Origin of the sequence: Mesorhizobium sp. M0870 (genome assembly GCF_040319775.1) — a bacterium.
GTDB lineage: Bacteria > Pseudomonadota > Alphaproteobacteria > Rhizobiales > Rhizobiaceae > Mesorhizobium.
In genome coordinates this window covers 319283-341399 of record NZ_JAMYOI010000002.1, presented here as the reverse complement: position 1 = coordinate 341399, position 22117 = coordinate 319283, and the positions used below count along the sequence as shown (strand labels likewise).

Genomic DNA, 22117 nt, shown 5'->3' with positions numbered 1-22117 from the left:
TCCAACGAAAAAGAAGTGCATGGCCGATCTGTTCAGCGTCGATGAACCGGAAAAGACCCCGCCCGGGCGGCCGCTGGCCGACAGGCTGCGGCCGAGAAACCTTGGCGAGGTCGTCGGCCAGGAGCATCTGACCGGCCCTGACGGCGCGCTGACCCGATTGATCGGTTCCGGCTCGCTCGGCTCGATGATCTTCTGGGGGCCGCCCGGCACCGGCAAGACCACCGTAGCGCGCCTGCTTGCCGGCGAAACCAGCCTGGCCTTCGAGCAGATATCGGCTGTCTTTTCCGGCGTCGCCGACCTGAAAAAGGTGTTCGAAGCGGCCAAATTGCGCCGCACCAATGGCCGCCAGACCTTGCTGTTCGTCGACGAGATCCATCGCTTCAACCGTGCCCAGCAAGACAGCTTTCTCCCGGTCATGGAGGACGGGACAGTCGTGCTGGTTGGCGCCACGACCGAAAACCCGTCCTTCGAACTGAATGCCGCTTTGTTGTCACGCGCGCGCGTTCTGGTCTTCCATTCGCTTGGCGAGGAGAGCATCTCCAAGCTGATGGTGCGGGCGGAGGAGACCGAGGGCAGGGCGCTGCCGCTCGACGACGAGGCGCGGGCCATGCTCATCCGCATGAGCGATGGCGACGGCCGGGCGTCGCTGACGCTCGCGGAAGAAGTCTGGCGGGCAGCCAAACCCGGCGAGGTCTTCGATCCCGAGGGTCTGCAGCGCATCGTCCAGCGCCGCGCTCCGATCTACGACAAGGGCCAGGACGGCCATTACAATCTGATCTCGGCGCTGCACAAATCGGTACGCGGTTCAGACCCTGACGCGGCTCTCTACTATCTCGCACGCATGTTCGATGCGGGCGAGGATCCACTCTATCTAGGCCGCCGGCTGGTGCGCATGGCCATGGAAGACATCGGCCTTGCCGACCCGCAGGCGCTTGTCGTCGCCAATGCCGCCAAGGATGCCTACGACTATCTCGGCTCGCCCGAGGGCGAGCTGGCTTTTGCCGAGGCCACCGTCTATCTCGCCACCGCGCCCAAATCCAACGCCGTCTACAATGCTTTCAAGGCCGCCACGCGGGCCGCCAAGGAACACGGCTCGCTGCTGCCGCCCAAGCACATCCTCAACGCGCCGACAAAGCTGATGAAAGCGGAGGATTACGGCGCCGGCTATCGTTACGACCATGACGAGCCGGACGCCTTTTCGGGGCAGGATTATTTTCCGGAGAAGATGGGCCGCCAGACCTTCTATGATCCGCCCGAGCGCGGCTTCGAGCGCGATATCAGGAAGCGGCTCGACTATTGGGCGAAGCTGCGCAAGGAGCGGGAATAGCGGGTTTGCGTGAGGCCGTTGACCAGATCCGCCAGGCAGCCAGCCGGCCACGATAGCAGGGCCGTTGTGTGGTAACCCAAAAAACCTTATCAAGGCGCACGGCCGGGCGGTGGCCGTTGCCTTGATTTGGGCACCTCATTCGCAACAGGATCGCGCTTCGCGCGTGGAAAAATGACAAAAACCCTTCGCAAATCCCTTCGCAAGTTCGCCATTGCCATCCCGCTTCTCGCCCTTGGCTTCTATTTCATTCCCATCCTGACGACGATCTTCATCATCTGCGGCCTGATCGACGTGCTGCGCAACGACCGCAAGGATCTGTCGCTGTTCTCAGGCTATTTTCTCGGCAACGGCCTGTTCACCTGGCTGCTTTCGCCGTTCAATCTGCTGGTCGACCTCATGTGCTACAGAAATCCGGGCGTCTGGAAGCTGGAGCAGTTTCCCGCCGACTATCAGCGCGAGGTCAACGAGGTCCTGGACATCTTCAAAGCGCGCAAGGATGAGATCATTGCCGACATCGACGCCAATTTCGGCGCCGGCCGGCGCGGCATGTATGTCTACCAGTGGTACGGCAAGCACAGGATCGATAATGTCGCCGAGTTCAACAAGGATTTCAAATATATCAAGACCATAGCCGTTTCCGTCTTCAGCAAGCGCGAATCGACGTCCTGGCATTTCGGCCCGCTGCGGCTCAGCCTGCGCATCCTCTACAATCTGATCCCGGTGAAGTCGGAGATTTTCGTCGAGTGCGGCAACGTCAAGAATTACTGGTACGACAATCCGCTGTTCATCTTCGACGACACGCTGCTGCATCGCTCGGTCAACGAGTATGACGGCCGCCGCTACTGCGTGTTCATGGACATTATCAGGCCGTCTCCGGTTCCCCGTCTCATCGCGGGCATGCTCGCCATCGTCTCGGTCAGCGTCGAGCGCATCAATTCCATGTTCTACAAGAACTGGAAGATGATCGGCTCGACCAAGCCGAAAAATGCCGGGACGACCTGAGCTTTAGAGAACCGGCGCTGCCGGCGGCATTTGGGTGCTCCGCATGTGAGATTTGGCCCATCCTTGTGGCCGCTCATGCGCCGGAACGGCTCCTGGCTGCATGAACGGCGGCCCCGGGCTGACTTTGACAGTTCTGCCTCTCCCCTCCTGGCGGCTTCAAGTGACGAAGAACAGATCTCTCGGATTTTGGGCAACGACCTATGTGTGCACCGCTCTGCTGGGAGTTGCTCTTGCTCTCACCTATGTAGGGCTTGAACAGCCTGTCTATTACTGGGACTTCGCTGCCTATTTCGACACGTTCAGCCAGCAAGGCACGCTCTTGGTTCAGAGCCCTCTCGAATGGCTCAGCCACCTGAGAACCTCGATAGCCACGGATGACTACAGTGCGGCGATCCTGGTGCCGCTGATGCCGTTTCACATCATTTTTGGCGATTCGAGGTTTTCCTACATCGCCGGAACAGTCGCTGTTTATCTGGTCCCGACCGCTCTTCTCATCGGCAGAATAAGCTATCTGGAGGCGGCGACCGGAACATCTTCATGCCGAAGCTGGCTCACCGTATGGATTGCGGCCTTTCTCTACACGCCCTTCTGGGCGGCGACGCTCCGTGGGTTGCCTGACATTGCCGGCTGTTTCGCGCTTTGCGCGGCAACCTATTTTCTCTGGAAATCGAGGTTCCTGACCCATGAACCGGTGATCAGCGGAATACGTGTCGGCGTATGCCTGTGGTTGGCATTCGTGCTGCGCCGCTGGTACGCCTATCCCGTCATCGGGGTCGGAATTTCCGCAGCCTTCTTCTGTTTTCTGCAGGCGAAAGACCGGGACTTTCCGGCACTCCGCAATGCCGCCGTCGGGAGCCTGTGTGCGATCCTCGTGGTATCGGAGCCGCGCTGACCTTCCAGCAACCCCTGATCCTCAAGATACTGGGAACCAGCTATGGCGACCTTTACAGCGGATACAAGACAAACTTCGGTTCACAGCTTGGCCAGGTAGGATCGCGGCTCAGCTATGTGAACTGGCTGTTGATCGTATTTGGCCTTTACATCTCCATCATACGCCGAAAAACAGATTTTCCCTGTTCTGTGCCGTTGCTTCGGCACTCACCTTCGTCCTCTTCACCCGCATGCAGGACCCGGATCGCCATCATTCGGTGCCAGTATTTCTTTGGCTCTTTCCTGCCTACGCCCAGGCAATCGTTGCGATCGTTTCGATGCCGGCACTGAGATCGCTATGGTCGAACGCCGCGATAGCCGTTGCCGCCGGGCTGGCGTTTTTCGGTACTTTTTTCCCGACTGGCCGCCAGGTGCTGTCACCGATCAGCTACGTCTTTGCCAGCGAAGCCACGCTCCCGCTGCACCTCGACAATCTTCCAGAATACAGGCGCCTTATCGATGACCTTCTTGGAAAGATGGGACCTGAGGACCGGTTGTCGGTGTTTGCATCCAGCGGGATGATGAGCGATTCATTGCTGTATGAAATGGACAAGGACCTTTACCCTCGCATCGAGTGGGCTTGTCAGGTCGATAGTCGCGATCGATTCAGACCGGCGACGTTGAAGTCCAAATACGTTGTCGTGACCGACCCGCCCGTTATCCATCTGCAGCCGGGCGCGCAGCTCTGTGTCTCGATACCGGACCAATACATTGTCGAGGGCAAAGGCATCGCCGCAGCATACAGGCGCATCGCGGCGTACCAGCTGTCCGGCGACGTCAAGGGCTACCTCTACGAACAGGTGCGCCCAATCGGCAAAGCGGAGATCGATGACCTCTATAACGAGTTCAGGAAAAAATATCCGAGATGGGCAACGCCTGAGTGGTGACGAACTCGGCCGATCCGTGCGGTTGCGCGCGCAACAAGGGATTGACCGGGCAGCCGTGCGGGGGCAGTAAACGGTCATGTTCAATCTGCTTCTCGTCGTCGTCGGTGGCGGCATCGGTGCCGGAATTCGTCACCTCACCAACATCGGCGCATTGCGCCTTGTCGGCCCAAACTATCCCTGGGGCACGATGGCCATCAACGTCATCGGCTCCTTCGCCATGGGGCTGTTCATCGCCTCCATGATGCGCCGTGGCGGATCGAACGAGGTCAGGCTGTTCGTTGCTACCGGCATTCTTGGCGGCTTCACCACCTTCTCCGCCTTTTCGCTCGATTTCGCGACGCTGTGGGAGCGGGGAGCCACGCTGCCTGCACTGGCTTATGCCCTTGCCAGCGTCGTTGGCGCCATTATCGCCCTGTTTCTGGGACTTTGGCTCGCAAGAAGCCTGCCTTAGTGCTATTGCCGCGCCAAGAACAGGCCGAGCTTCGCTCGGGAAACGGATAAGCGACAAAAAACATGGCAGGCGTTGAACAGATCACGGTGGAGGCCGGCGAGGCGGGCATGCGGCTCGACCGCTGGTTCAAGACCCATTTCCCGGGCCTTGGTTTCGGCCATTTGCAGAAGCTTCTGCGCTCCGGCCAGATCCGTGTCGACGGCGGCCGGGTCAAGGCCGACACCCGTGTCGAGCCCGGCCAGATGGTTCGCGTCCCACCGCTCGAGGTCGACAAGAAGGGCGAGAGTGCGCTGACCGGCCACTCGATCCGCAACCAGGGCGATGCCGATGTTCTCGCCAAGATGCTGATCCATGAGGACCCTAAGGTTTTCGTCTTCAACAAGCCGGCGGGCCTTGCGGTGCAGGGCGGCTCGGGCGTCACCCGCAATGTCGACGACATGCTGGAAGCCTGGCGCAACCAGAAGGGCGAGAAGCCCAGATTGGTTCACAGGCTCGACCGCGACACTTCGGGTGTTCTGGTCGTCGCCCGTAGCCGGCTGGCCGCCATGAAGCTCTCGGAAGCGTTTCGCGCCCGCGAGACCAAGAAGACCTATTGGGCGCTGGTTAAGGGCGTGCCGCCCAAGCGCGAGGACAAGATCTCGACCTGGCTGATCAAGGAGCCGACGCCGGACGGTGACCGCGTGCGGGTCGCCGCGCATGGTGAAAAGGGCGCCGACCACGCTGTGTCCTACTACCGCATCATCGAGCAGGCGGCGCAGACGATGACCTGGCTGGAGATGGAGCCTTATACCGGCCGCACCCACCAGCTTCGCGTTCATGCCGCCCACATCGGCTGTCCGATCCTGGGCGATCCGAAATATTTCGAGGCCGACACCAACTGGGACTTTCCCGGCGGCATTCAAAACCGCCTGCATCTGCATGCGCGCCGCATCATCATTCCGCATCCCGACAAGGGCGTCATCGATGTCACCGCGCCAATGCCGCCGCACATGCGACAGAGCTGGAACCTGATCGGCTTCGACGACGCCAGCGCGGAGGACTGATCGTGAGCGGCGCCACCGACGGGCTCGCCACCGATACGCTTGATCGTCGCGACACGGTCGACATGGCCGCCGCCGCCATCATGGTCGGGCTGACCTTTTCCTGGGGGCTGAATTACGTCGCCGCCAAGATCTCCTACGCTGGCTATGATCCGGTTTTCCTATCGATCGCGCGCTCGATCATCGGCGGCCTGTGTGTCTTTGCCTGGTGCCGGTGGCGCGGCATCGCGCTTTTCACGCGCGACGGGACCTTGCTCGCCGGCATCGCGGTTGGCGCGCTTTTCGGCATCGAGTTCCTTTGCCTTTATGTCGGCCTGGAGCATACGACCGTTGCCCGCAACACGCTGCTGGTCAACACGATGCCGTTCTGGATGCTGCTCGGCGGCCATTTCCTGCTTGGCGAGCAGATCACGTTGAGAAAATTCCTTGGCCTGCTGCTGGCCTTTGCCGGTCTTGCCGCGGTGTTTTCCGACAAGCTCGGCGGCGGCGGAGACATGCTGTTCGGCGATCTCCTGAGCCTCGGCTCCGGATTCTTCTGGGCTTTGACCAACATCCTCATCAAGCGGTCGAAGCTGGTCGAGGCGAGCGCCGAAAAGCTTCTGCTTTACCAGCTCGCCGGGGCAGCGATCGTAGGCGTCTTGGTGCTGCCTCTCGCCGGCCCGCCCGTTCGCGATCCGACCGTGCTGCCGACTTTGGCGCTGCTTTTCCAGGCTGTCTACATCGTCGCCTTCACCTATGTGCTGTGGTTCTGGCTGCTGCGGCGCTATCCGGCATCAGGCCTGTCCAGTTTCACCTTCCTGTCGCCGGTTTTCGGCGTGCTGTGCGGCGCCATGTTCTTGAATGAGCCGCTGACCATGCGCATTTTCCTGGCACTTGGCCTAATTGCCGCCGGCCTGATCATCGTCAACCGGCCGGCGCGCAAGCTGACGCCGGTGTAAGAGAGACCTTCATGCGTGATATCCTCAACGACCTCGAAGCGGGCAAATATCTTTCCCATCCCGATCCGGTGCGTCGCGCCCAGATCCAGATGAAGACGCATCTGCCGAAGCGCTTCTACAAGGCCGCCTCTGTCGCACCTGTCGACAATGGGTTTGCCGTGCATCTCGACGGCAAGCCGGTGCGCACCCCGAGCAAGGCGCTGCTGGCGCTGCCTACCGAGGCAGCAGCAGTGCTTGTCGCCGACGAATTCGCCGCCCAAAGCGAGACCATCGATCCGGTGACCATGCCGGTGATGCGTCTCGTCAACACCGCCATCGACGGTGTCGCCAGCGACCCCCAGGCGGTGCTGGAGGATATCCTGCGCTTTGCCTCATCCGATCTGCTCTGCTATCGCGCCGACGCACCGCAAGGGCTGGTGGAGCGGCAGAGCCAGCATTGGGACCCGGTGATAGACTGGGTGAGGGGAACACTCGGGGTCCGCTTCAATCTCGCCGAGGGCATCATCCATGTCGAGCAGCCGCGCGAGACCATCGCCGTGCTGGGCAGCCATCTTGCCCAGCGAACAGAGCCGCTGCGGCTCGCCGCCATCCATGTGATGACGTCGCTGACCGGTTCGGCTCTGCTGGCGCTGGCTGTCGATTTCGGCGAACTCGATGCCGATCCTGCCTGGGCCGCTGCCCATGTCGACGAGGACTGGCAGATCGAGCATTGGGGGCAGGATGCGGAGGCCGTTGCCCGCCGCGCGGCTCGCAAGCGCGACATGATGGCTGCTGTCGGCCTGCTGGAAGCGCTCAAGCGCTAAGGAGTTTTCCCAGCTCGCCCGGATTCATCCCGCAGTGCACCTAATACCAAAGTCATAATCCCAAAGACGCGCTGCCTTTGGCAGGCGCTTTCTGTCATTTTTCCGAATGGCTGTCGTTGAGTCCGTGCTCGGAGGAGAACGCGGACGGTGTCGCGCAGCATCGAGAACGGGTCTCACGGGAGGATAACGCAATGGCAATCGCATCGACCGCCGGCGGAGCAAGCCGCGGCATGACGCGGGAGGAGAAGAAAGTCATCTTCGCTTCCTCGCTCGGCACCGTTTTCGAATGGTATGATTTCTATCTCTACGGCGCATTGGCCGGAGCGATCGGCGCGGCATTCTTCGCCTCCTATCCAGAGGCGACTCGCAACATCTTCACGCTGCTGGTTTTCGCCGCCGGCTTCCTGGTGCGCCCGTTCGGCGCGCTGGTGTTCGGTCGCATTGGCGATCTCGTCGGCCGCAAATACACATTTCTTGTCACCATCCTGATCATGGGCCTGTCGACCTTCCTGGTCGGCCTGCTTCCCGGCTCGGCGAACTGGGGCATTGCGGCGCCCATCATCCTGGTCGGGCTGCGCATGCTGCAGGGCCTGGCGCTCGGCGGTGAGTATGGTGGTGCGGCGACCTATGTCGCCGAGCATGCTCCCGACGATCGCCGCGGCTTCTATACGTCGTGGATTCAGACGACGGCGACGCTCGGCCTGTTCCTGTCGCTGATCGTCATCCTGGTCGTGCAGAATTCGCTGAGCAAGGAGGATTTCGCGGCTTGGGGCTGGCGTATTCCGTTCCTGCTCTCGGCCATACTGCTCGGCATATCGGTCTGGATCCGCCTGTCGCTTGCCGAATCGCCGACTTTCCAGCGCATGAAGGACGAGGGCAAGGGCTCCAAGGCGCCGCTGACGGAAGCCTTCGGCCAGTGGAAGAATGCCAAGATCGCGTTGCTCGCGTTGTTCGGCCTCACCGCCGGCCAGGCTGTGGTCTGGTACAACGGCCAGTTCTACGCGCTGTTCTTCCTGGCGAATGTGCTCAAGGTCGACCCACAGTCGGTCAACATCATGATCGCGATTGCGCTGGCGCTCGGCGCGGTCTTCTTCGTCGTGTTCGGCTGGCTATCCGACAAGATCGGCCGCAAGCCGATCATCATGGCCGGTCTCGCGCTGGCGATCGTCACCACCTTCCCGCTGTTCAAGGCGCTGACATGGGCCGCCAACCCGGCGCTCGCCACCGCCCAGCAGAACACGCGTGCGACGGTGACCGCTGCTCCGGGGGACTGCAAGTTCCAGTTCAATCCAACCGGAACACGCAAGCCTCTCACCTCGTGCGATATTGCGACGGACTTCCTGGCCAAAAGCTCGGTGCCCTATGATATCGTCACGACAGCGGCAGCGGGAACAGCGGCCAGCGTCAAGATCGGCGCCGAGACCGTGACGTCTTACGACGCCGTGGCGGCCGCTGATAAGGCTGCTCCAAGCGATGCGGCTTTCAAGAAGGCGATCAACCTGGCGCTTCAGGACGGCGGTTACCCGCTGAAGCGTGCTGCCGCCAAGGTTGCTGACCAAAAGCTCGACGCCTTTGTCGCGGCCAATCCCGAACTGAAGCTCGACGCGGCAGCCATTCGCGCCGGTGAAAAGGCCACTGTCCCGCTCGCCCAGGCGGTCAAGGACAAGCTGCTGACGGCCGATGAGGCTGCCGGCGCCACGGACGTGACCGTCTACAGTGTTCCGGCGGCCGGTGCGTTCGCGATGTTTGCCGACCCGGCGGCGGTCAACTGGGCAAAGGTCATCGGCATCCTGTTCATCCTGGTCCTCTACGTGACCATGGTCTACGGGCCGATCGCGGCGATCCTGGTCGAGATGTTCCCGACCCGCATCCGCTATACCGGCATGTCGCTGCCCTATCACATCGGGAATGGCTGGTTCGGCGGCCTGCTGCCGGCGATCGTGTTCGCGCTCAGCGCCTCCAAGGGCGATATCTACTACGGCCTCTGGTATCCGGTGGTGATCGCGGCGATGTCGCTGATCATCGGCATGATCTTCGTCAGGGATACGCTGGGAACCAACCTGCACGACAAGCAGTAGCTGACAGCTCCAGCATACAAAGATAAAGCCCGGCGCGAGCAATCGCGCCGGGCTTCCTCTTTTCAGGCCAATTATCCGTTGACGAGGGCTGCTGCCCCTCTGTGTCAGCTCTTGCGGCCCCGGGCCTCATCCTCGATGGCTGCCTCATGGTACCAGCCGTCGCCGAAGTCTGCGCGGGCACCACGCAGCGAGGCAAGCTCTGCCGCAAACTTAGCCCTTCCGCTCAAATTTGAGGCAGAGAGGCGCGCTGCCGCCGGGAACATCAGAATTTTGGCCGACGGTCGTGTGGAAATGATTTCCATGCCGGATTCCTTTCTTCCGCCGAACCTTTTCGATTCAACTTGGTCCAAAGATAAGGTCTGCAATCAAGTTAGGCAATATGCCTATGAAAAGACCAGTATTTGCACACTATTTGTGCAAATAACGATTGTGATGGATCCGGGCGCATTGCTTAGGCGCTCACCGACTTTCGAGCGGATGCCGCGTCAATTTTGCCGCACCCTCCGGACCAAGAATGGCACACGAATTGCATTTTAAGTGTGCGGCAGGCCGTCTGCTGACGGCAGACGCATGTCGACGCCGTTCAGTGTTCGGTGATCAAGCAACGAGAGGCTAGAATGACGAAATACAAGCTCGAGTATATCTGGCTCGATGGATATACCCCGGTCCCCAACCTTCGCGGCAAGACGCAGATCAAGGAATTCGCCGAATTCCCTGATCTTGAGCAGCTGCCGCTGTGGGGCTTCGATGGTTCCTCGACCCAGCAGGCCGAAGGGCACAGCTCCGATTGCGTGCTGAAGCCGGTTGCGGTCTATCCGGATCCCGCCCGCACCAACGGCGTGCTGGTCATGTGCGAAGTCATGATGCCCGATGGCGTGACGCCGCACGCATCCAACAAGCGCGCCACCATCCTCGATGACGAGGGCGCCTGGTTCGGCTTCGAGCAGGAATATTTCTTCTACAAGGACGGCCGGCCGCTCGGCTTCCCCGAGAGCGGCTATCCCGCACCCCAGGGCCCGTACTACACCGGCGTCGGCTATTCCAATGTCGGCTCCATTGCGCGCCAGATCGTCGAGGAGCATCTCGACCTCTGCCTCGCCGCCGGCATCAACCACGAAGGCATCAACGCCGAAGTTGCCAAGGGCCAGTGGGAATTCCAGATTTTCGGCAAGGGCTCCAAGAAAGCCGCCGACCAGATGTGGATGGCCCGCTACCTCATGCAGCGCCTGACCGAGAAGTACGGCATCGACATCGAATACCACTGCAAGCCGCTCGGCGACACCGATTGGAACGGCTCGGGCATGCACGCCAACTTCTCGACCTCCTATATGCGCGAAGTCGGCGGCAAGGCCTATTTCGAAGCGCTGATGGCGGCTTTCGACAAGAACCTGATGGACCACATCGCCGTCTACGGTCCCGACAACGACAAGCGTCTGACCGGCAAGCACGAGACCGCGCCGTGGAACCGGTTCAGCTATGGCATTGCCGACCGTGGCGCCTCGATCCGCGTGCCGCATTCCTTCATCAAAAGCGACTACAAGGGTTATCTGGAAGACCGCCGTCCGAACTCGCAGGGCGACCCCTACCAGATCGCCTCGCAGATCCTGAAGACGATCGCCTCGGTTCCGGCAAGCGCCCAGGTTTCGGCCGCCGCGTAAGCGTTTCGGACTGCATGACAAGAAGACCCCGGCGTTTCGCGCCGGGGTTCTTTTTTGGCCGTTACCCGGCTGACGGCATTCCTGGGAAAACATACCCAGAAAAAGTCAGGGAATTCACGCGGTCGCAAATCGCCCGGGAGTTCTTGCCGCAGCCATGTGAGCCTCCGGCGATCACTCGCTATAAAGCCCGGAAAAGCGCCTTTTCCAGCCCTTATCCGGGGCAAAGGGCCTTCCATAAGCATCTGTTCATACAGCAGAATCGGCCATTCGCGGCCCGGCTTGCGACGTTGACAGATCACGCTACGGCATGCGTATTCGCAGGCCTTGGGGTTACGTCACGCAATGCTGTTCGGACGGGCGGGGTTTTCTGAACGGCGGCATTGGCGTGGGCGCCGGACGAGCGGTCACTGTAGCCTGAGACAGTGCTCCGCTCGCTCCTGGCTCCAACGTTGGCGACCGAGCGGCCGCCTTGATCTTCACTGGACATCGCCGAGTAGTGATTGAAGTCACCGGACCGACGCTCAAGCCGGCCGCTCCGATGGACCGTAGGTCCAAGAATCCGGGCATCGTGCGATCGCCGAAGACGAAAGGCGGATACGGGCGCGCATGCGGCTGCCGCGCAGGCGAGACATGCCGGTCGGCTGGCAATTCCTATTGGAGCGCAGCAAAAAGCCCTTGAAAGAGGGAAGTCTTTCAAGGGCTTGGTTATGGCGAATCTTAGGCTGAGATTGAAGCCTCAGACGGAGTAGTACATGTCGTATTCGACCGGATGCGGGGTCATTTCGAAGCGCATCACTTCGGCCATCTTCAGCTCGATGTAGCTGTCGATCTGGTCGTCGTCGAAGACGCCGCCAGCCTTCAGGAAGCCACGGTCCTTGTCGAGGCTCTGCAGGGCTTCTCGCAGCGAACCGCAGACGGTCGGGATCTTTTTCAACTCCTTCGGCGGCAGGTCGTAGAGATCCTTGTCCATCGGCTGGCCGGGATGGATCTTGTTCTTGATGCCGTCGAGGCCGGCCATCAGCAGGGCGGAGAAGGCGAGGTAGGGATTCGCGCCCGGATCGGGAAAGCGGACCTCGACGCGCTTGGCCTTCGGCGACGAGCCGAACGGGATGCGGCAGGACGCCGAGCGGTTGCGCGCCGAATAGGCGAGCAGAACCGGCGCTTCGTAACCCGGCACCAGGCGCTTGTAGGAATTGGTCAGCGGGTTGGTAAAGGCGTTGATCGCCTTGGCATGCTTGATGACGCCGCCAATGAAGAAGAGGCAGTTTTCCGACAGACCTGCATATTCATTGCCGGCGAAGGTCGGCTTGCCGTTCTTCCAGATCGACATGTGGACGTGCATGCCCGAGCCGTTGTCGCCGAAGATCGGCTTCGGCATGAAGGTGGCCGTCTTGCCATAGGCGTTGGCGACCTGGTGGACGACATATTTGTAGATCAGCATCTTGTCGGCGTTGCGCACCAGTGCGTCGAACTTGATGCCGAGTTCGTGCTGGGCCGCCGCCACCTCATGGTGATGCTTTTCGACGCGCACGCCCATCTCGGCGAGCACGGTCAGCATTTCCGAGCGCATGTCCTGCGCGCTGTCGATCGGCGGCACCGGGAAGTAGCCGCCCTTGACGCGCGGACGGTGGCCGAGATTGCCGGTCTCGTAGTCGGTGTCGTCGTTCGACGGCAGTTCCGTGGAGTCGAGCTTGAATCCGGTGTTGTAGGGATCGGCCTTGTACTTCACGTCGTCGAACACGAAGAACTCGGCTTCCGGGCCGACATAGATGGTGTCGCCGATGCCTTCGGCCTTCATGTAGGCCTCGGCCTTCTTGGCCGTACCGCGCGGATCGCGGTTGTAGGATTCACCCGAAACCGGATCGAGGATGTCGCACAGGATGACCATGGTCGACTGCGCGAAGAACGGGTCCATGTGGACAGTGTCCGGATCGGGCATCAGCACCATGTCGGACTCGTTGATGGCCTTCCAGCCGGCAATCGACGAGCCGTCGAACATCACGCCATCGGCGAACATGTCTTCCTCGACCTCGATGACATCCATCGTCACGTGTTGCAGCTTGCCCTTCGGGTCTGTGAAGCGCAGGTCGACGAATTTCACGTCGTTGTCCTTGATCTGCTTCATGATGTCTTTGGCTGTCGTCATGTCATGTATCCCTGTTTGATGACGTTTTTTGTTGATGACGTTTTCAGGAGGAGGGCCGGTCAGGTCAGACCGCGTCCATGCCCGTTTCGCCGGTGCGGATTCGCACAACTTCCTCGATATTGGAAACGAAGATCTTGCCGTCACCGATGCGGCCCGTCTGGGCCGCCTTGCGGATGGCCTCAATGGCGCCTTCGACCGCGTCGTCGCCAAGCACGACCTCGATCTTCACCTTGGGCAGGAAATCGACGACATATTCGGCGCCGCGATAGAGTTCGGTGTGGCCCTTCTGACGACCGAAGCCTTTTGCCTCGGTGACAGTGATGCCTTGCAGTCCGGCTTCCTGAAGCGCTTCCTTCACTTCGTCCAGCTTGAATGGCTTGATGATCGCTTCGATCTTTTTCATGTAAAAAGTGGCCTCCACTGCCAAAAAAACGGGTTGTGACCCCCCGCTTGCGCCTCCATCAAGCACGAACTGTGCCAATTCAGCGGATTCTAAGCGGTCTCATAAGATTTCAAAGCCGCGCCGCACCGGGATGCAAATTCGCGTCATTCACTGCACCGGAAGCGGCATGGGCTGCCAGAGCCTACACAGCGCCAACACCCGCGTCCGCACAAAAATCAGGCACATCGCCTATCCCGCAGGCAATTTTCTGCCCGCGATGCCTTCGTCCCGACGTTATGGCCGCAGATCTCGGCAACTCCCCCTTGTTTGCTTAGGATCGAAATTGGACAATGCTTGATAGCATGCGGATCGGCAATCCATGAGCAACGAACTTCTTGTCCCCGCCGAAATGACCGCGGCTGATCGGCTGACGATCGCGGCCGGTCCGGCCGATGGAATCAGCCTGATGCGGCGCGCGGGCGAAGCGGTCGCGGCCGAGGTTCTCAAGCGCTATCCCTCGGCAAAGCACATCCATGTGCTGTGCGGGCCCGGCAACAACGGCGGCGATGGCTATGTCGTCGCCCGCCTCCTGGCCGGCAGCGGCGTCGGCACAACGATCTGGTCATCCGGAGCGCCGAGGCCGGAAAGCGATGCGGCGCTCGCCGCCGCGGAATCACTGATCAAGTCCCGGCCGCTGTCCGATTTCGACGCCGAGTTCGGCTCGATCGTGATCGACGCGCTCTATGGGGCAGGGCTGTCCAAGCCGCTTTCCGGCGATGCCGCGAAGGCCGTCGATACCGTGACAGCCCTGCGCCTGCCTGTGGTCGCGATCGACCTGCCGTCGGGCGTCTCAGGTGCCAGCGGCGAAATATTGGGCAGGGCGTTTCGTGCCGAGGTCACCGTCACCTTCGCGCGGAAAAAGCCCGGCCACTTGCTGCTGCCGGGGCGCGGGCAATGCGGTGAAATCGTGCTCGCCGATATCGGCATCGATGACGGCATCATCGCCAAGCTCGCTGTCTCGACCTTCGAGAATGTGCCGGACCTGTGGTTGCGGGAATTTCCCCTGCCGGCGGTCGATGCGCACAAATACAAGCGCGGCCATGTCGGCGTCTTTTCCGGCGGTCCCAGTGCTACCGGCGCGGCGCGGCTGTCGGCGATGGCCGCCGCTAGATGCGGGGCAGGGGCGGTCACCGTGCTGTCGCCTGGCAATGCCATGCAGGTGAACGCGACACACCTGACCTCGATCATGCTGCGAGAGGCGGGGTCACTTGAGGAGGTGCAGGAATTTCTGACGGCGCGCCATCCCGAGGCGCTGGTGTTTGGACCGGGGCTCGGGCCAAAGCCCAAGGTCGGCGATTTCGCCCTGCAACTGATCAAGACCTTGGCGGAGGGTGCACGCGCATCGCAAACCGCAAACCACGGAGGAGCGATCGTGCTTGATGCTGACGCCATTACATCTATGGCCCATCAGCCGCAGTCGCTGTTCGAAGCCGCCCGTCACCTGAACGCGCCAGCGTTGGTGATCACGCCGCATGAGGGTGAATTCGGCCGCTTGTTTCCAGATATCGCCGGGGACAAAACCATGTCGAAATTGGACAAGGCGCGGGCGGCCGCAGCGCGGGCCAATGCCGTCATCGTCTACAAGGGCGCCGACACGGTCATAGCAGCGCCCGATGGCAAAGCGGCGATCAACTCCAACGGTGCACCGTGGCTGGCCACAGCCGGGTCAGGCGACGTGCTGTCGGGCATCATTGCCGGTTTGCTCGCACAAGGCATGCCGCCCTTGGAGGGCACCTGCGCGGCGGTGTGGCTGCATGCCGAAGCCGGCAGCCGGTTCGGACCCGGCTTGATCGCCGAGGATCTGCCGCTGGCGCTGCTGCCGGTGTTGCGTGAACTCTTCGACGCGCGCATGGCTGTTCCATGAACCGCGCCCTGGCTCTGCTGCTTGCCACAGTCTTTGCCGTCTTCGTGGCGTCGACGGCGCGCGCCGAGGGCCCTTTGATCATCGTCGACGATCCGGCGGTGCTCGCCGCACTCGATGCCAAGGGTTTCGGCTTCGTCGACGTTTTCGGCGTCGACGGCGAGGACGGTCTAAAGACGCTTTACGACGAGGCACCCGCCTATCACGCCATCGTCGACATCGTTGCCTCTGATGTTGCGGCATTGCGCGCCGAGATGAAAGCCGGTGGGCGGCCGCTCTACGAGATAACCGACGGCAATGTCGGCCGCATCATGGACATGCGCTGGCTGAAGACCGATGCCGCGCGCCTCCGGTTGGTCGGCATCGTCAACCGGCTCGACCGTCGCGATTTCACGCGGCTGCAAGGCGACAGGAACTGCGGCGAGGTGCGCTTCGTCTACCGCCTGGCCTACAGTTTTCGCAAGAACGGCAAGCTGCTGGCATCGCGCCTGCCGTTCAATTTCAATGCCGTCTACAGCGCCGCGCCCGATGCCGACGGCGGCTGCGTCGGTACTGCCGGACGCTGGACGCCACAGCTTGACGAGAGCGTCGATGCCGGCTGGCTGACCGGCGGGCCGCTGGAGAAGGCCGGGCTGACCTTCAAGCAGCTGGAGCTCAACGCGCAGGTGGTGCGCTTCCCCTCCGGACAGGAAACCGAGTTCGGTGGCCAAGCCGCCTATCTCATGCGGGTATTCGGCATCGATGGCGCTGCTATCAGCGAGAAGCCGCTGGAGAACACGCCCGACACCGCACGGCTCTCGCAGGACGCGGCGCTGAAAGCACGGCTTGCCGCCTATGTCGGCGCCAATCTGCCGGCGGTCGATGAAGGCGTTTATGAAATTCCCGACGAGTTCCTGGCCAGAAAGATTATTTCATGGTCGACCTTCGGCAGTGCGCGGCAGGCCAATCACCCGTTTACGCAATTATTCCGACCTGAGGAATTCGCATCGCTCGATTATTCCGCGCTGAAACTCGTGCGCACGCCGGAAGCGCTGGTCGAACGATTGGACAATGGCGCCTGCCAGGGGTGCCATCAGGCCGGTTCGACCGCCGGTTTCCATTTCATCGGGCTAGACGACAAGACGACATCGCCGTTGAACCGCATCGAGGTCGGGGTTTCGCCGCATCTTCATGCCGAGATCCCGCGGCGCCAGGCGTGGCTGGCCGCCACGGCCGAAGGCAAGCAGCCGAACCGCTTCCGTCCGCTCTCCTTTGCGCCGCCGGCGGTCTGGACGAACGCCGGCGCGGTCGATTACGCGCCGGCGGAGATGGCCATGCCGTGCCTGATGCAGGAAGATGCGACCCGCTTCGGCGCGACTTGGCAGTGCAGCAGTGATACCATCTGCACGCCGCTGGCCACCGCTTCGGGCGTGCACACGAAACTGGCGCAATGCCTGCTGCCCAAGGACAGCGAAAAAATGTTTTCCGGCCATCCCTGCCTGACCGGCTCGATCGCCAGCAACGCGGCGCAGCCTTTCAACGACCGCTACAGCATATCAGGCCAGTTCGCGGCCTTCGCGCCTGACGTCTCGCGCACCGCTTACACCTGCCGGCCGCCGAAGATCGGCGTGCCCGCCGGGATTGCCTATCGCGGCTGCAACGACAAGGACCGTACATTTGCCGCCTTCAAAGTCGGCAAGCCTCTGCCGCACGAGATCTGCGGGCTGGTCGGCGGCAAGAAATTCGATATCTGCGTAGCCACCAATAATTTCGACCAATGTCTTGGCGGCGCCGTCAATCGCGGCAACCGGCCGGCCTGTTCGGCCGATCATTTCTGCCGCGAGGACTATATGTGCCAGTCGCTGCCGCCGGACACGCCGGGCATCGGCAAAGTGAAAGGCATCGGCTTCTGCTCGCCGACTTATTTCATCTTCCAGATGCGCATCGACAACCACGCAACGCCATGGGGCAGCCCTGTCCGTGCCACGATGGGAGCGGGGTTTGGTGCGGCGGAAGAGGAGTGAGCTGCCCGACGGTTACCTCCTCGGATAGATGCCCAGCCACGCCTCACAGCGGGATGTTGTCGTGCTTCTTCCAGGGGTTCTGCATGTCCTTGTTGCGCAGCATGCGCAGCGCGCGCGCGATGCGGCGGCGGGTCGAGTGCGGCATGATCACCTCGTCGACATAGCCGCGTTCGGCAGCGACGAAAGGCGACAGGAAGCGATCCTCGTAAGCCTTTGTGTGGGCCGCGATTTTTTCCGCGTCGCCGATGTCCTTGCGGTAGATGATCTCGACCGCTCCCCTGGCGCCCATCACCGCGATCTGCGCGGTCGGCCAGGCGTAGTTCATGTCGCCGCGCAGATGCTTTGACGCCATCACGTCATAGGCGCCGCCATAGGCTTTGCGGGTGATGACGGTGATCTTCGGCACGGTGGCCTCGGCATAGGCGAACAGGAGTTTCGCGCCATGCTTGATCAGCCCGCCATATTCCTGCGCCGTACCCGGCAGGAAGCCGGGGACATCGACGAAGGTGACGATCGGGATCGAAAAACAATCGCAGAAGCGCACGAAACGGGCCGCCTTGCGGCTGGCGTCGGAATCGAGCACGCCGGCCAATACCATTGGCTGGTTGGCGACGAAGCCGACGGTGCGGCCCTCGACGCGCCCGAACCCGGTGACGATGTTCTTGGCGAAGTTCTGCTGGATCTCGAAGAAGTCGCCTTCGTCGACAACTTTCATGATCAGTTCCTTGATGTCGTAGGGCTTGTTGGCGTTGTCGGGAATCAGCCGGTCGAGCGACAAATCATGGTCGGTGACCGACTGGTAGCATTCGATCTCGGGAAGCTCCGACGTGTTGGAGGCCGGCAACAGGTCGACCAGCCGGCGCATCTGCAACAGCGCCTCGACGTCATTGTCATAGGCGCCGTCGGCGATCGAGGATTTCGTCGTGTGGACGGAGGCGCCGCCGAGGCTCTCGGCGGTCACCGTCTCGTTGGTCACAGTCTTCACCACATCCGGCCCAGTAACGAACATGTAGGAAGTGTCGCGCACCATGAAGATGAAGTCGGTCATGGCAGGCGAATAGACGTCGCCGCCGGCGCACGGTCCCATGATGACGGAAATCTGCGGAATGACGCCTGAGGCCAGCACGTTGCGCTGAAAAATCTCGGCATAGCCGCCGAGTGCTGCCACGCCTTCCTGGATGCGCGCGCCGCCAGCATCGTAGAGGCCGATGATCGGCGCCCGGTTGCGGAGCGCCATCTCCTGCACCTTGATGACCTTCTCGGCATGCGCTTCCGACAGCGAGCCGCCGAATACGGTAAAGTCCTTGGCGAAGAGGTAGACCGGGCGGCCGTTGACGGTGCCCCAGCCGGTGACGACGCCGTCGCCGGCGATCTTGGTGTTCTCCATGCCGAAGTCGGTCGAGCGGTGCTCGACATACATGTCGAATTCCTCGAACGAGCCCTCGTCGAGAAACACCTCGATGCGTTCGCGCGCGGTGAGCTTGCCCTTCTTGTGCTGGGCATCGATGCGGACCTGGCCGCCGCCCATGCGGGCGATCTCGCGGCGGCGCTCGAGTTCCTTGAGAACGTCTTTCATCGATTACCTCCCAAGCCAGCGGCATTTCGTCGTAATCGTGCCGGCAAGCGAGCGCAAGCGGCGCTTGCGCCACGGGCTTTGCTGCGCTGCAACATGAAGCCCCTTGCAATTGAGGGCGAACTCAGCCATATGCAGCCCATAGGCGCTTGGGCCGGGAACGAATCCGGCCTTCTCGACGAATGAGACTGGTTGCGTCTGTTTTCCCTCTTTCCGGTATATCGGCCCTTTTTCCGGTAAATCACAAAGCGGCGAAAAAGCCCCGTGGCATGATGCCTGCGGGCACGACAGCGCAGCCGAGTGGACGAATACGTCCGCCCGCCTTGTCGTTCATCACAGATTTTTCGACGGCAGGTTGCGCCCTGCCGCCATTGATGTTTGCGGCCAGAAGCCGCGTGAAAGAAGATTATTTTGACCAACGAAAACACTTTGCCCGGTAGCACTGCGGAACTCACCGGTTTCGCGGCACTGGGTATTACGGGCGCGCTGCTCAAGGCCACCCACAACGCCGGCTTCGCCGAGCCGAAGCCGATCCAGGCACAGGCGATCCCGCCGCAGATGGAAGGCCGTGACATTTTCGGCATTGCCCAGACCGGCTCCGGCAAGACTGCGGCCTTCGCGCTGCCGATCTTGTCGAAGATCATTGCGCTTGGCACCAAGCGCCGGCCGAAGACGGCACGTGCGCTTATCCTGGCGCCGACGCGCGAACTCGCCGTGCAGATCGAAGACACGATCAAGATCCTCGCCAAGGGCGCGCATGTCTCGACCGCGCTCGTTCTTGGCGGCGTGTCCCGCTTCAGCCAGGTGAAGAAGGTTGCTCCCGGCGTCGACATCCTGATCGCCACGCCCGGCCGGTTGACCGATCTTGTGCGTGAGGGCGATCTCGTGCTTGCCGACACCAAATGGCTGGTGCTGGACGAAGGCGACCGCATGCTCGACATGGGCTTCATCAACGACGTCAAGCGCATCGCCAAGGCGACCGCGCCCGACCGTCAGACGGTGCTGTTCTCGGCGACCATGCCCAATGAAATCGCCGAACTGGCCAAGGGCCTGCTGAAGAACCCGATTCGTGTCGAAGTCGCGCCGCAAAGCACGGCGGCGGCCGAGATCGTGCAGGGCGTCGTCTTTGCCCGCACCAAGCAGAAGCGCCAGGTGTTGTCGACGATGCTCGCCGACGAGGCGATGAAGTCCGTCATCATCTTTTCGCGCACCAAGCATGGTGCCGACAGGGTGACCAAGGACCTCGAGCGCGATGGCTTCAAGGCCGCCGTCATCCACGGCAACAAGTCGCAGAACGCCCGCCAGAAAGCGCTGAACGATTTCCGCGACGGCTCGGTGCGCATTCTGGTGGCGACCGACATCGCGGCGCGCGGCATCGACGTGCCCGGCATCAGCCATGTCGTGAATTTCGACCTGCCTGATGAAGCCGAGAGCTACGTCCACCGCATCGGCCGTACCGGCCGCAACGGCATGGACGGCATCGCGATAACGCTTTGCGATCCTTCCGAGAACAGCAAGCTGCGCCAGGTCGAGCGCATCATCCGCACCAAGCTGCCGATCGTTGCCGACCATCTCGGCAGCCCCGATCCGCTGCGCAATCCGGCTGAAAAGAACGAGCGATTCGAGCCGGCCAATGATCGCAACGACCGCAATGGCCGTCGCGACGGCAGGCGGCCCGGTGGCGAGAACAAGGGCAACGGCTTTGGCAAGAAGCGCTTCGGCGACAAGCCGGCCTTCGCAGGCGAGCGCAAGCCTGATGGCGCCAAGCCGGCCTTCAAGGGCAACAACAAGCGCCGCTTCGGCGGCAAGCGTCCGGCGGCGCGGGCTGCGTAAGTAGGCAGCGCTGTAGTCAATCAAGCTCAGGCTGGCTGACTGCCGGGACAGACCAAGGAAAGGGCGGCTGAAGCGATGCTTCGGTCGCCTTTTTCGTCTGCCTACTTCACCACCGCTTCGATCCAGACGGCGATCCTTTGCGCCAGAAACGCCGTGGTCGATGGCGACAGCGCGCCGCCGGCAATGACGTGATTGTCCGGGTCGCCGGTGTCGTCGACCGGAACCAGTTCATGCGGCGCCCCCCAGCGCCCGGCAATCTCGCGGGTGCGATCGGCCCGCACCACTTTGTCCGAATCAGAAAAGATGAACAGTGCAGGGGTGGTCGCCTTCTCCACCGGCGCGCCATAGGCAAGCTCGGTCAGCGCCTGCATCGGCAAGGTCGCTTCGATCGGATAGCGGGTGGTCCAGAATTTTTCATGCAGCGCGTTGCGCGGCACGAAGCTGTGTTCCTTGCCGGCGACCAGCCTGGCGATCTGTTTGCCCCACGGCATGGTCAGGATCTCGGCGCCCGAAGCCTTGACGCCGAAATTCGGCGAGATGAACGCGATCGCCGCCACCCCGTCCGATGCACCGGGCTGCGTTGCCGCCCAGACCGCCAGCGAGCCGCCGGTCGACGTCGAGATGACGATCACCTTGTCGCCGATCGCCCGGCCAATGGCGAGTGCCTCCTCATAGTCGTTGATCCAGGCGTTGATGCTGCCTTGCGTCATCGCCGCGCCATCCTGCCCGTGACCGGTAAGGCGTGTGTAGAAGAGATTGGCGTCAAGCTGTTCCGCCACTTCGTCCGGCAGCGGGCGGATTTCGCCCTTCGATGCGGAAAAGCCGTGGATGTAGACGATCGACAGCGGGGTCCTGGCATGCACCAACGGATCGGCCCAGACGATCTCTTTTTCCAGCCCGTCACGGATTCCGGGGATGGCGGCTTCCGCCTTTGCCACATAGGCCTGCGGATCGTCAGCAATGAGCGAGGGATCGAAACGGATCGTGGTGTCGACGCGAACGCGCGGGCCGAGCACGAAGGCCAGTGCGAGAATGGCGACAAGGCCCAGCACAGCAAGCACGATCCGTCGCCCCATCGCAGACTCCACGCGGCATTTGTCTCAACCATGGCGACGGCGGCCCGAAACGGGGAGCCTGCCAATTTC

The 22117-nt window shown here is 61.8% G+C and carries 18 protein-coding genes; 13 read left to right on the top strand and 5 right to left on the bottom strand.

Going from position 1 to position 22117, the window contains the following annotated elements; translation table 11 throughout:
- The first annotated feature begins 19 nt into the window (after window positions 1-19).
- The 9 genes from NKH97_RS04790 (at window position 20) to NKH97_RS04750 (ending at window position 9456) form a co-directional block, all read left to right on the top strand.
- Entirely contained in the window at window positions 20-1327 is a 1308-nt protein-coding gene (locus tag NKH97_RS04790) for a replication-associated recombination protein A (RefSeq protein ID WP_023812079.1), read from the top strand.
- A gap of 171 nt (window positions 1328-1498) precedes the next feature.
- Entirely contained in the window at window positions 1499-2329 is an 831-nt protein-coding gene (locus NKH97_RS04785; RefSeq protein WP_023812078.1) for an aspartyl/asparaginyl beta-hydroxylase domain-containing protein, read from the top strand.
- A 100-nt stretch (window positions 2330-2429) separates the two neighbouring features.
- Window positions 2430-3221, top strand: a complete 792-nt coding sequence (locus NKH97_RS04780) for a hypothetical protein (protein WP_245273249.1) — start codon at window positions 2430-2432, stop codon at window positions 3219-3221.
- A 256-nt stretch (window positions 3222-3477) separates the two neighbouring features.
- Window positions 3478-4146: a hypothetical protein gene (locus tag NKH97_RS04775; RefSeq protein WP_245273248.1), complete on the top strand. Its 669-nt coding sequence runs from the start codon at window positions 3478-3480 to the stop codon at window positions 4144-4146.
- Window positions 4147-4222: 76 nt separating this feature from the next.
- Entirely contained in the window at window positions 4223-4597 is a 375-nt protein-coding gene (gene crcB / locus NKH97_RS04770; RefSeq protein WP_023812077.1) for a fluoride efflux transporter CrcB, read from the top strand.
- 62 nt (window positions 4598-4659) lie between these two features.
- Window positions 4660-5640 carry an RluA family pseudouridine synthase gene (locus tag NKH97_RS04765; RefSeq protein ID WP_023812076.1) on the top strand — a complete coding sequence of 327 codons (981 nt, stop codon included), beginning with the start codon at window positions 4660-4662 and terminating at the stop codon, window positions 5638-5640.
- A gap of 62 nt (window positions 5641-5702) precedes the next feature.
- The gene (locus tag NKH97_RS04760; protein WP_050592714.1) at window positions 5703-6575 is read left to right on the top strand and encodes a DMT family transporter; all 873 of its coding nucleotides are present in this window, start codon (window positions 5703-5705) and stop codon (window positions 6573-6575) included.
- Window positions 6576-6586: 11 nt separating this feature from the next.
- Window positions 6587-7378 (top strand): ATP12 family chaperone protein, encoded by a 792-nt coding sequence (locus tag NKH97_RS04755; protein WP_023812074.1) that lies wholly within the window; start codon window positions 6587-6589, stop codon window positions 7376-7378.
- Between the two features lie 191 nt (window positions 7379-7569).
- Window positions 7570-9456, top strand: a complete 1887-nt coding sequence (locus NKH97_RS04750; RefSeq protein ID WP_023812073.1) for an MFS transporter — start codon at window positions 7570-7572, stop codon at window positions 9454-9456.
- A 104-nt stretch (window positions 9457-9560) separates the two neighbouring features.
- Here the strand turns inward: NKH97_RS04750 and NKH97_RS04745 are convergent, their stop codons facing one another.
- Window positions 9561-9758 (bottom strand): DUF2735 domain-containing protein, encoded by a 198-nt coding sequence (locus NKH97_RS04745; protein ID WP_023812072.1) that lies wholly within the window; start codon window positions 9756-9758, stop codon window positions 9561-9563.
- Between the two features lie 315 nt (window positions 9759-10073).
- Here NKH97_RS04745 and NKH97_RS04740 point away from each other — a divergent pair, with 315 nt between their 5' ends.
- Window positions 10074-11114 (top strand): glutamine synthetase beta-grasp domain-containing protein, encoded by a 1041-nt coding sequence (locus tag NKH97_RS04740; protein WP_352441550.1) that lies wholly within the window; start codon window positions 10074-10076, stop codon window positions 11112-11114.
- Window positions 11115-11850: 736 nt separating this feature from the next.
- Here NKH97_RS04740 and glnA read toward each other — a convergent pair.
- The gene (glnA, locus tag NKH97_RS04735) at window positions 11851-13260 is read right to left on the bottom strand and encodes a type I glutamate--ammonia ligase (RefSeq protein WP_128306005.1); all 1410 of its coding nucleotides are present in this window, start codon (window positions 13258-13260) and stop codon (window positions 11851-11853) included.
- Window positions 13261-13324: 64 nt separating this feature from the next.
- The gene (locus NKH97_RS04730; RefSeq protein WP_006205430.1) at window positions 13325-13663 is read right to left on the bottom strand and encodes a P-II family nitrogen regulator; all 339 of its coding nucleotides are present in this window, start codon (window positions 13661-13663) and stop codon (window positions 13325-13327) included.
- Between the two features lie 358 nt (window positions 13664-14021).
- Between NKH97_RS04730 and NKH97_RS04725 the strand changes: the two genes are divergently transcribed.
- Both NKH97_RS04725 and NKH97_RS04720 read left to right on the top strand, forming a co-directional pair.
- On the top strand, window positions 14022-15566 hold the full coding sequence (locus NKH97_RS04725) for an NAD(P)H-hydrate dehydratase (protein WP_352795575.1): 1545 nt from the start codon (window positions 14022-14024) through the stop codon (window positions 15564-15566).
- Window positions 15563-17566 carry a hypothetical protein gene (locus NKH97_RS04720; RefSeq protein WP_352441548.1) on the top strand — a complete coding sequence of 668 codons (2004 nt, stop codon included), beginning with the start codon at window positions 15563-15565 and terminating at the stop codon, window positions 17564-17566. The genes NKH97_RS04725 and NKH97_RS04720 overlap by 4 nt, the downstream gene beginning before the upstream one ends.
- Window positions 17567-17609: 43 nt before the next feature.
- Here the strand turns inward: NKH97_RS04720 and NKH97_RS04715 are convergent, their stop codons facing one another.
- Entirely contained in the window at window positions 17610-19142 is a 1533-nt protein-coding gene (locus NKH97_RS04715) for an acyl-CoA carboxylase subunit beta (RefSeq protein WP_352795572.1), read from the bottom strand.
- A gap of 408 nt (window positions 19143-19550) precedes the next feature.
- Between NKH97_RS04715 and NKH97_RS04710 the strand changes: the two genes are divergently transcribed.
- Window positions 19551-20972: a DEAD/DEAH box helicase gene (locus NKH97_RS04710; RefSeq protein ID WP_023812066.1), complete on the top strand. Its 1422-nt coding sequence runs from the start codon at window positions 19551-19553 to the stop codon at window positions 20970-20972.
- A gap of 101 nt (window positions 20973-21073) precedes the next feature.
- On the opposite strand, the gene NKH97_RS04705 is transcribed toward NKH97_RS04710, so the two are convergent.
- The gene (locus NKH97_RS04705; RefSeq protein ID WP_352793894.1) at window positions 21074-22048 is read right to left on the bottom strand and encodes an alpha/beta hydrolase; all 975 of its coding nucleotides are present in this window, start codon (window positions 22046-22048) and stop codon (window positions 21074-21076) included.
- Window positions 22049-22117: the final 69 nt, after the last annotated feature.

Coding starts and splice junctions, on each gene's coding strand:
- NKH97_RS04705 (WP_352793894.1), bottom strand. CDS start 22,048: ATGGGGCGACGGATCGTGCTTGCTGTGCTGGGCCTTGTCGCCATTCTC.
- NKH97_RS04780 (WP_245273249.1), top strand. CDS start 2,430: ATGAACGGCGGCCCCGGGCTGACTTTGACAGTTCTGCCTCTCCCCTCC.
- NKH97_RS04730 (WP_006205430.1), bottom strand. CDS start 13,663: ATGAAAAAGATCGAAGCGATCATCAAGCCATTCAAGCTGGACGAAGTG.
- NKH97_RS04765 (WP_023812076.1), top strand. CDS start 4,660: ATGGCAGGCGTTGAACAGATCACGGTGGAGGCCGGCGAGGCGGGCATG.
- NKH97_RS04745 (WP_023812072.1), bottom strand. CDS start 9,758: ATGGAAATCATTTCCACACGACCGTCGGCCAAAATTCTGATGTTCCCG.
- NKH97_RS04725 (WP_352795575.1), top strand. CDS start 14,022: ATGAGCAACGAACTTCTTGTCCCCGCCGAAATGACCGCGGCTGATCGG.
- NKH97_RS04760 (WP_050592714.1), top strand. CDS start 5,703: ATGGCCGCCGCCGCCATCATGGTCGGGCTGACCTTTTCCTGGGGGCTG.
- NKH97_RS04790 (WP_023812079.1), top strand. CDS start 20: ATGGCCGATCTGTTCAGCGTCGATGAACCGGAAAAGACCCCGCCCGGG.
- NKH97_RS04740 (WP_352441550.1), top strand. CDS start 10,074: ATGACGAAATACAAGCTCGAGTATATCTGGCTCGATGGATATACCCCG.
- NKH97_RS04785 (WP_023812078.1), top strand. CDS start 1,499: ATGACAAAAACCCTTCGCAAATCCCTTCGCAAGTTCGCCATTGCCATC.
- NKH97_RS04750 (WP_023812073.1), top strand. CDS start 7,570: ATGGCAATCGCATCGACCGCCGGCGGAGCAAGCCGCGGCATGACGCGG.
- glnA (WP_128306005.1), bottom strand. CDS start 13,260: ATGACGACAGCCAAAGACATCATGAAGCAGATCAAGGACAACGACGTG.
- crcB (WP_023812077.1), top strand. CDS start 4,223: ATGTTCAATCTGCTTCTCGTCGTCGTCGGTGGCGGCATCGGTGCCGGA.
- NKH97_RS04715 (WP_352795572.1), bottom strand. CDS start 19,142: ATGAAAGACGTTCTCAAGGAACTCGAGCGCCGCCGCGAGATCGCCCGC.
- NKH97_RS04755 (WP_023812074.1), top strand. CDS start 6,587: ATGCGTGATATCCTCAACGACCTCGAAGCGGGCAAATATCTTTCCCAT.
- NKH97_RS04720 (WP_352441548.1), top strand. CDS start 15,563: ATGAACCGCGCCCTGGCTCTGCTGCTTGCCACAGTCTTTGCCGTCTTC.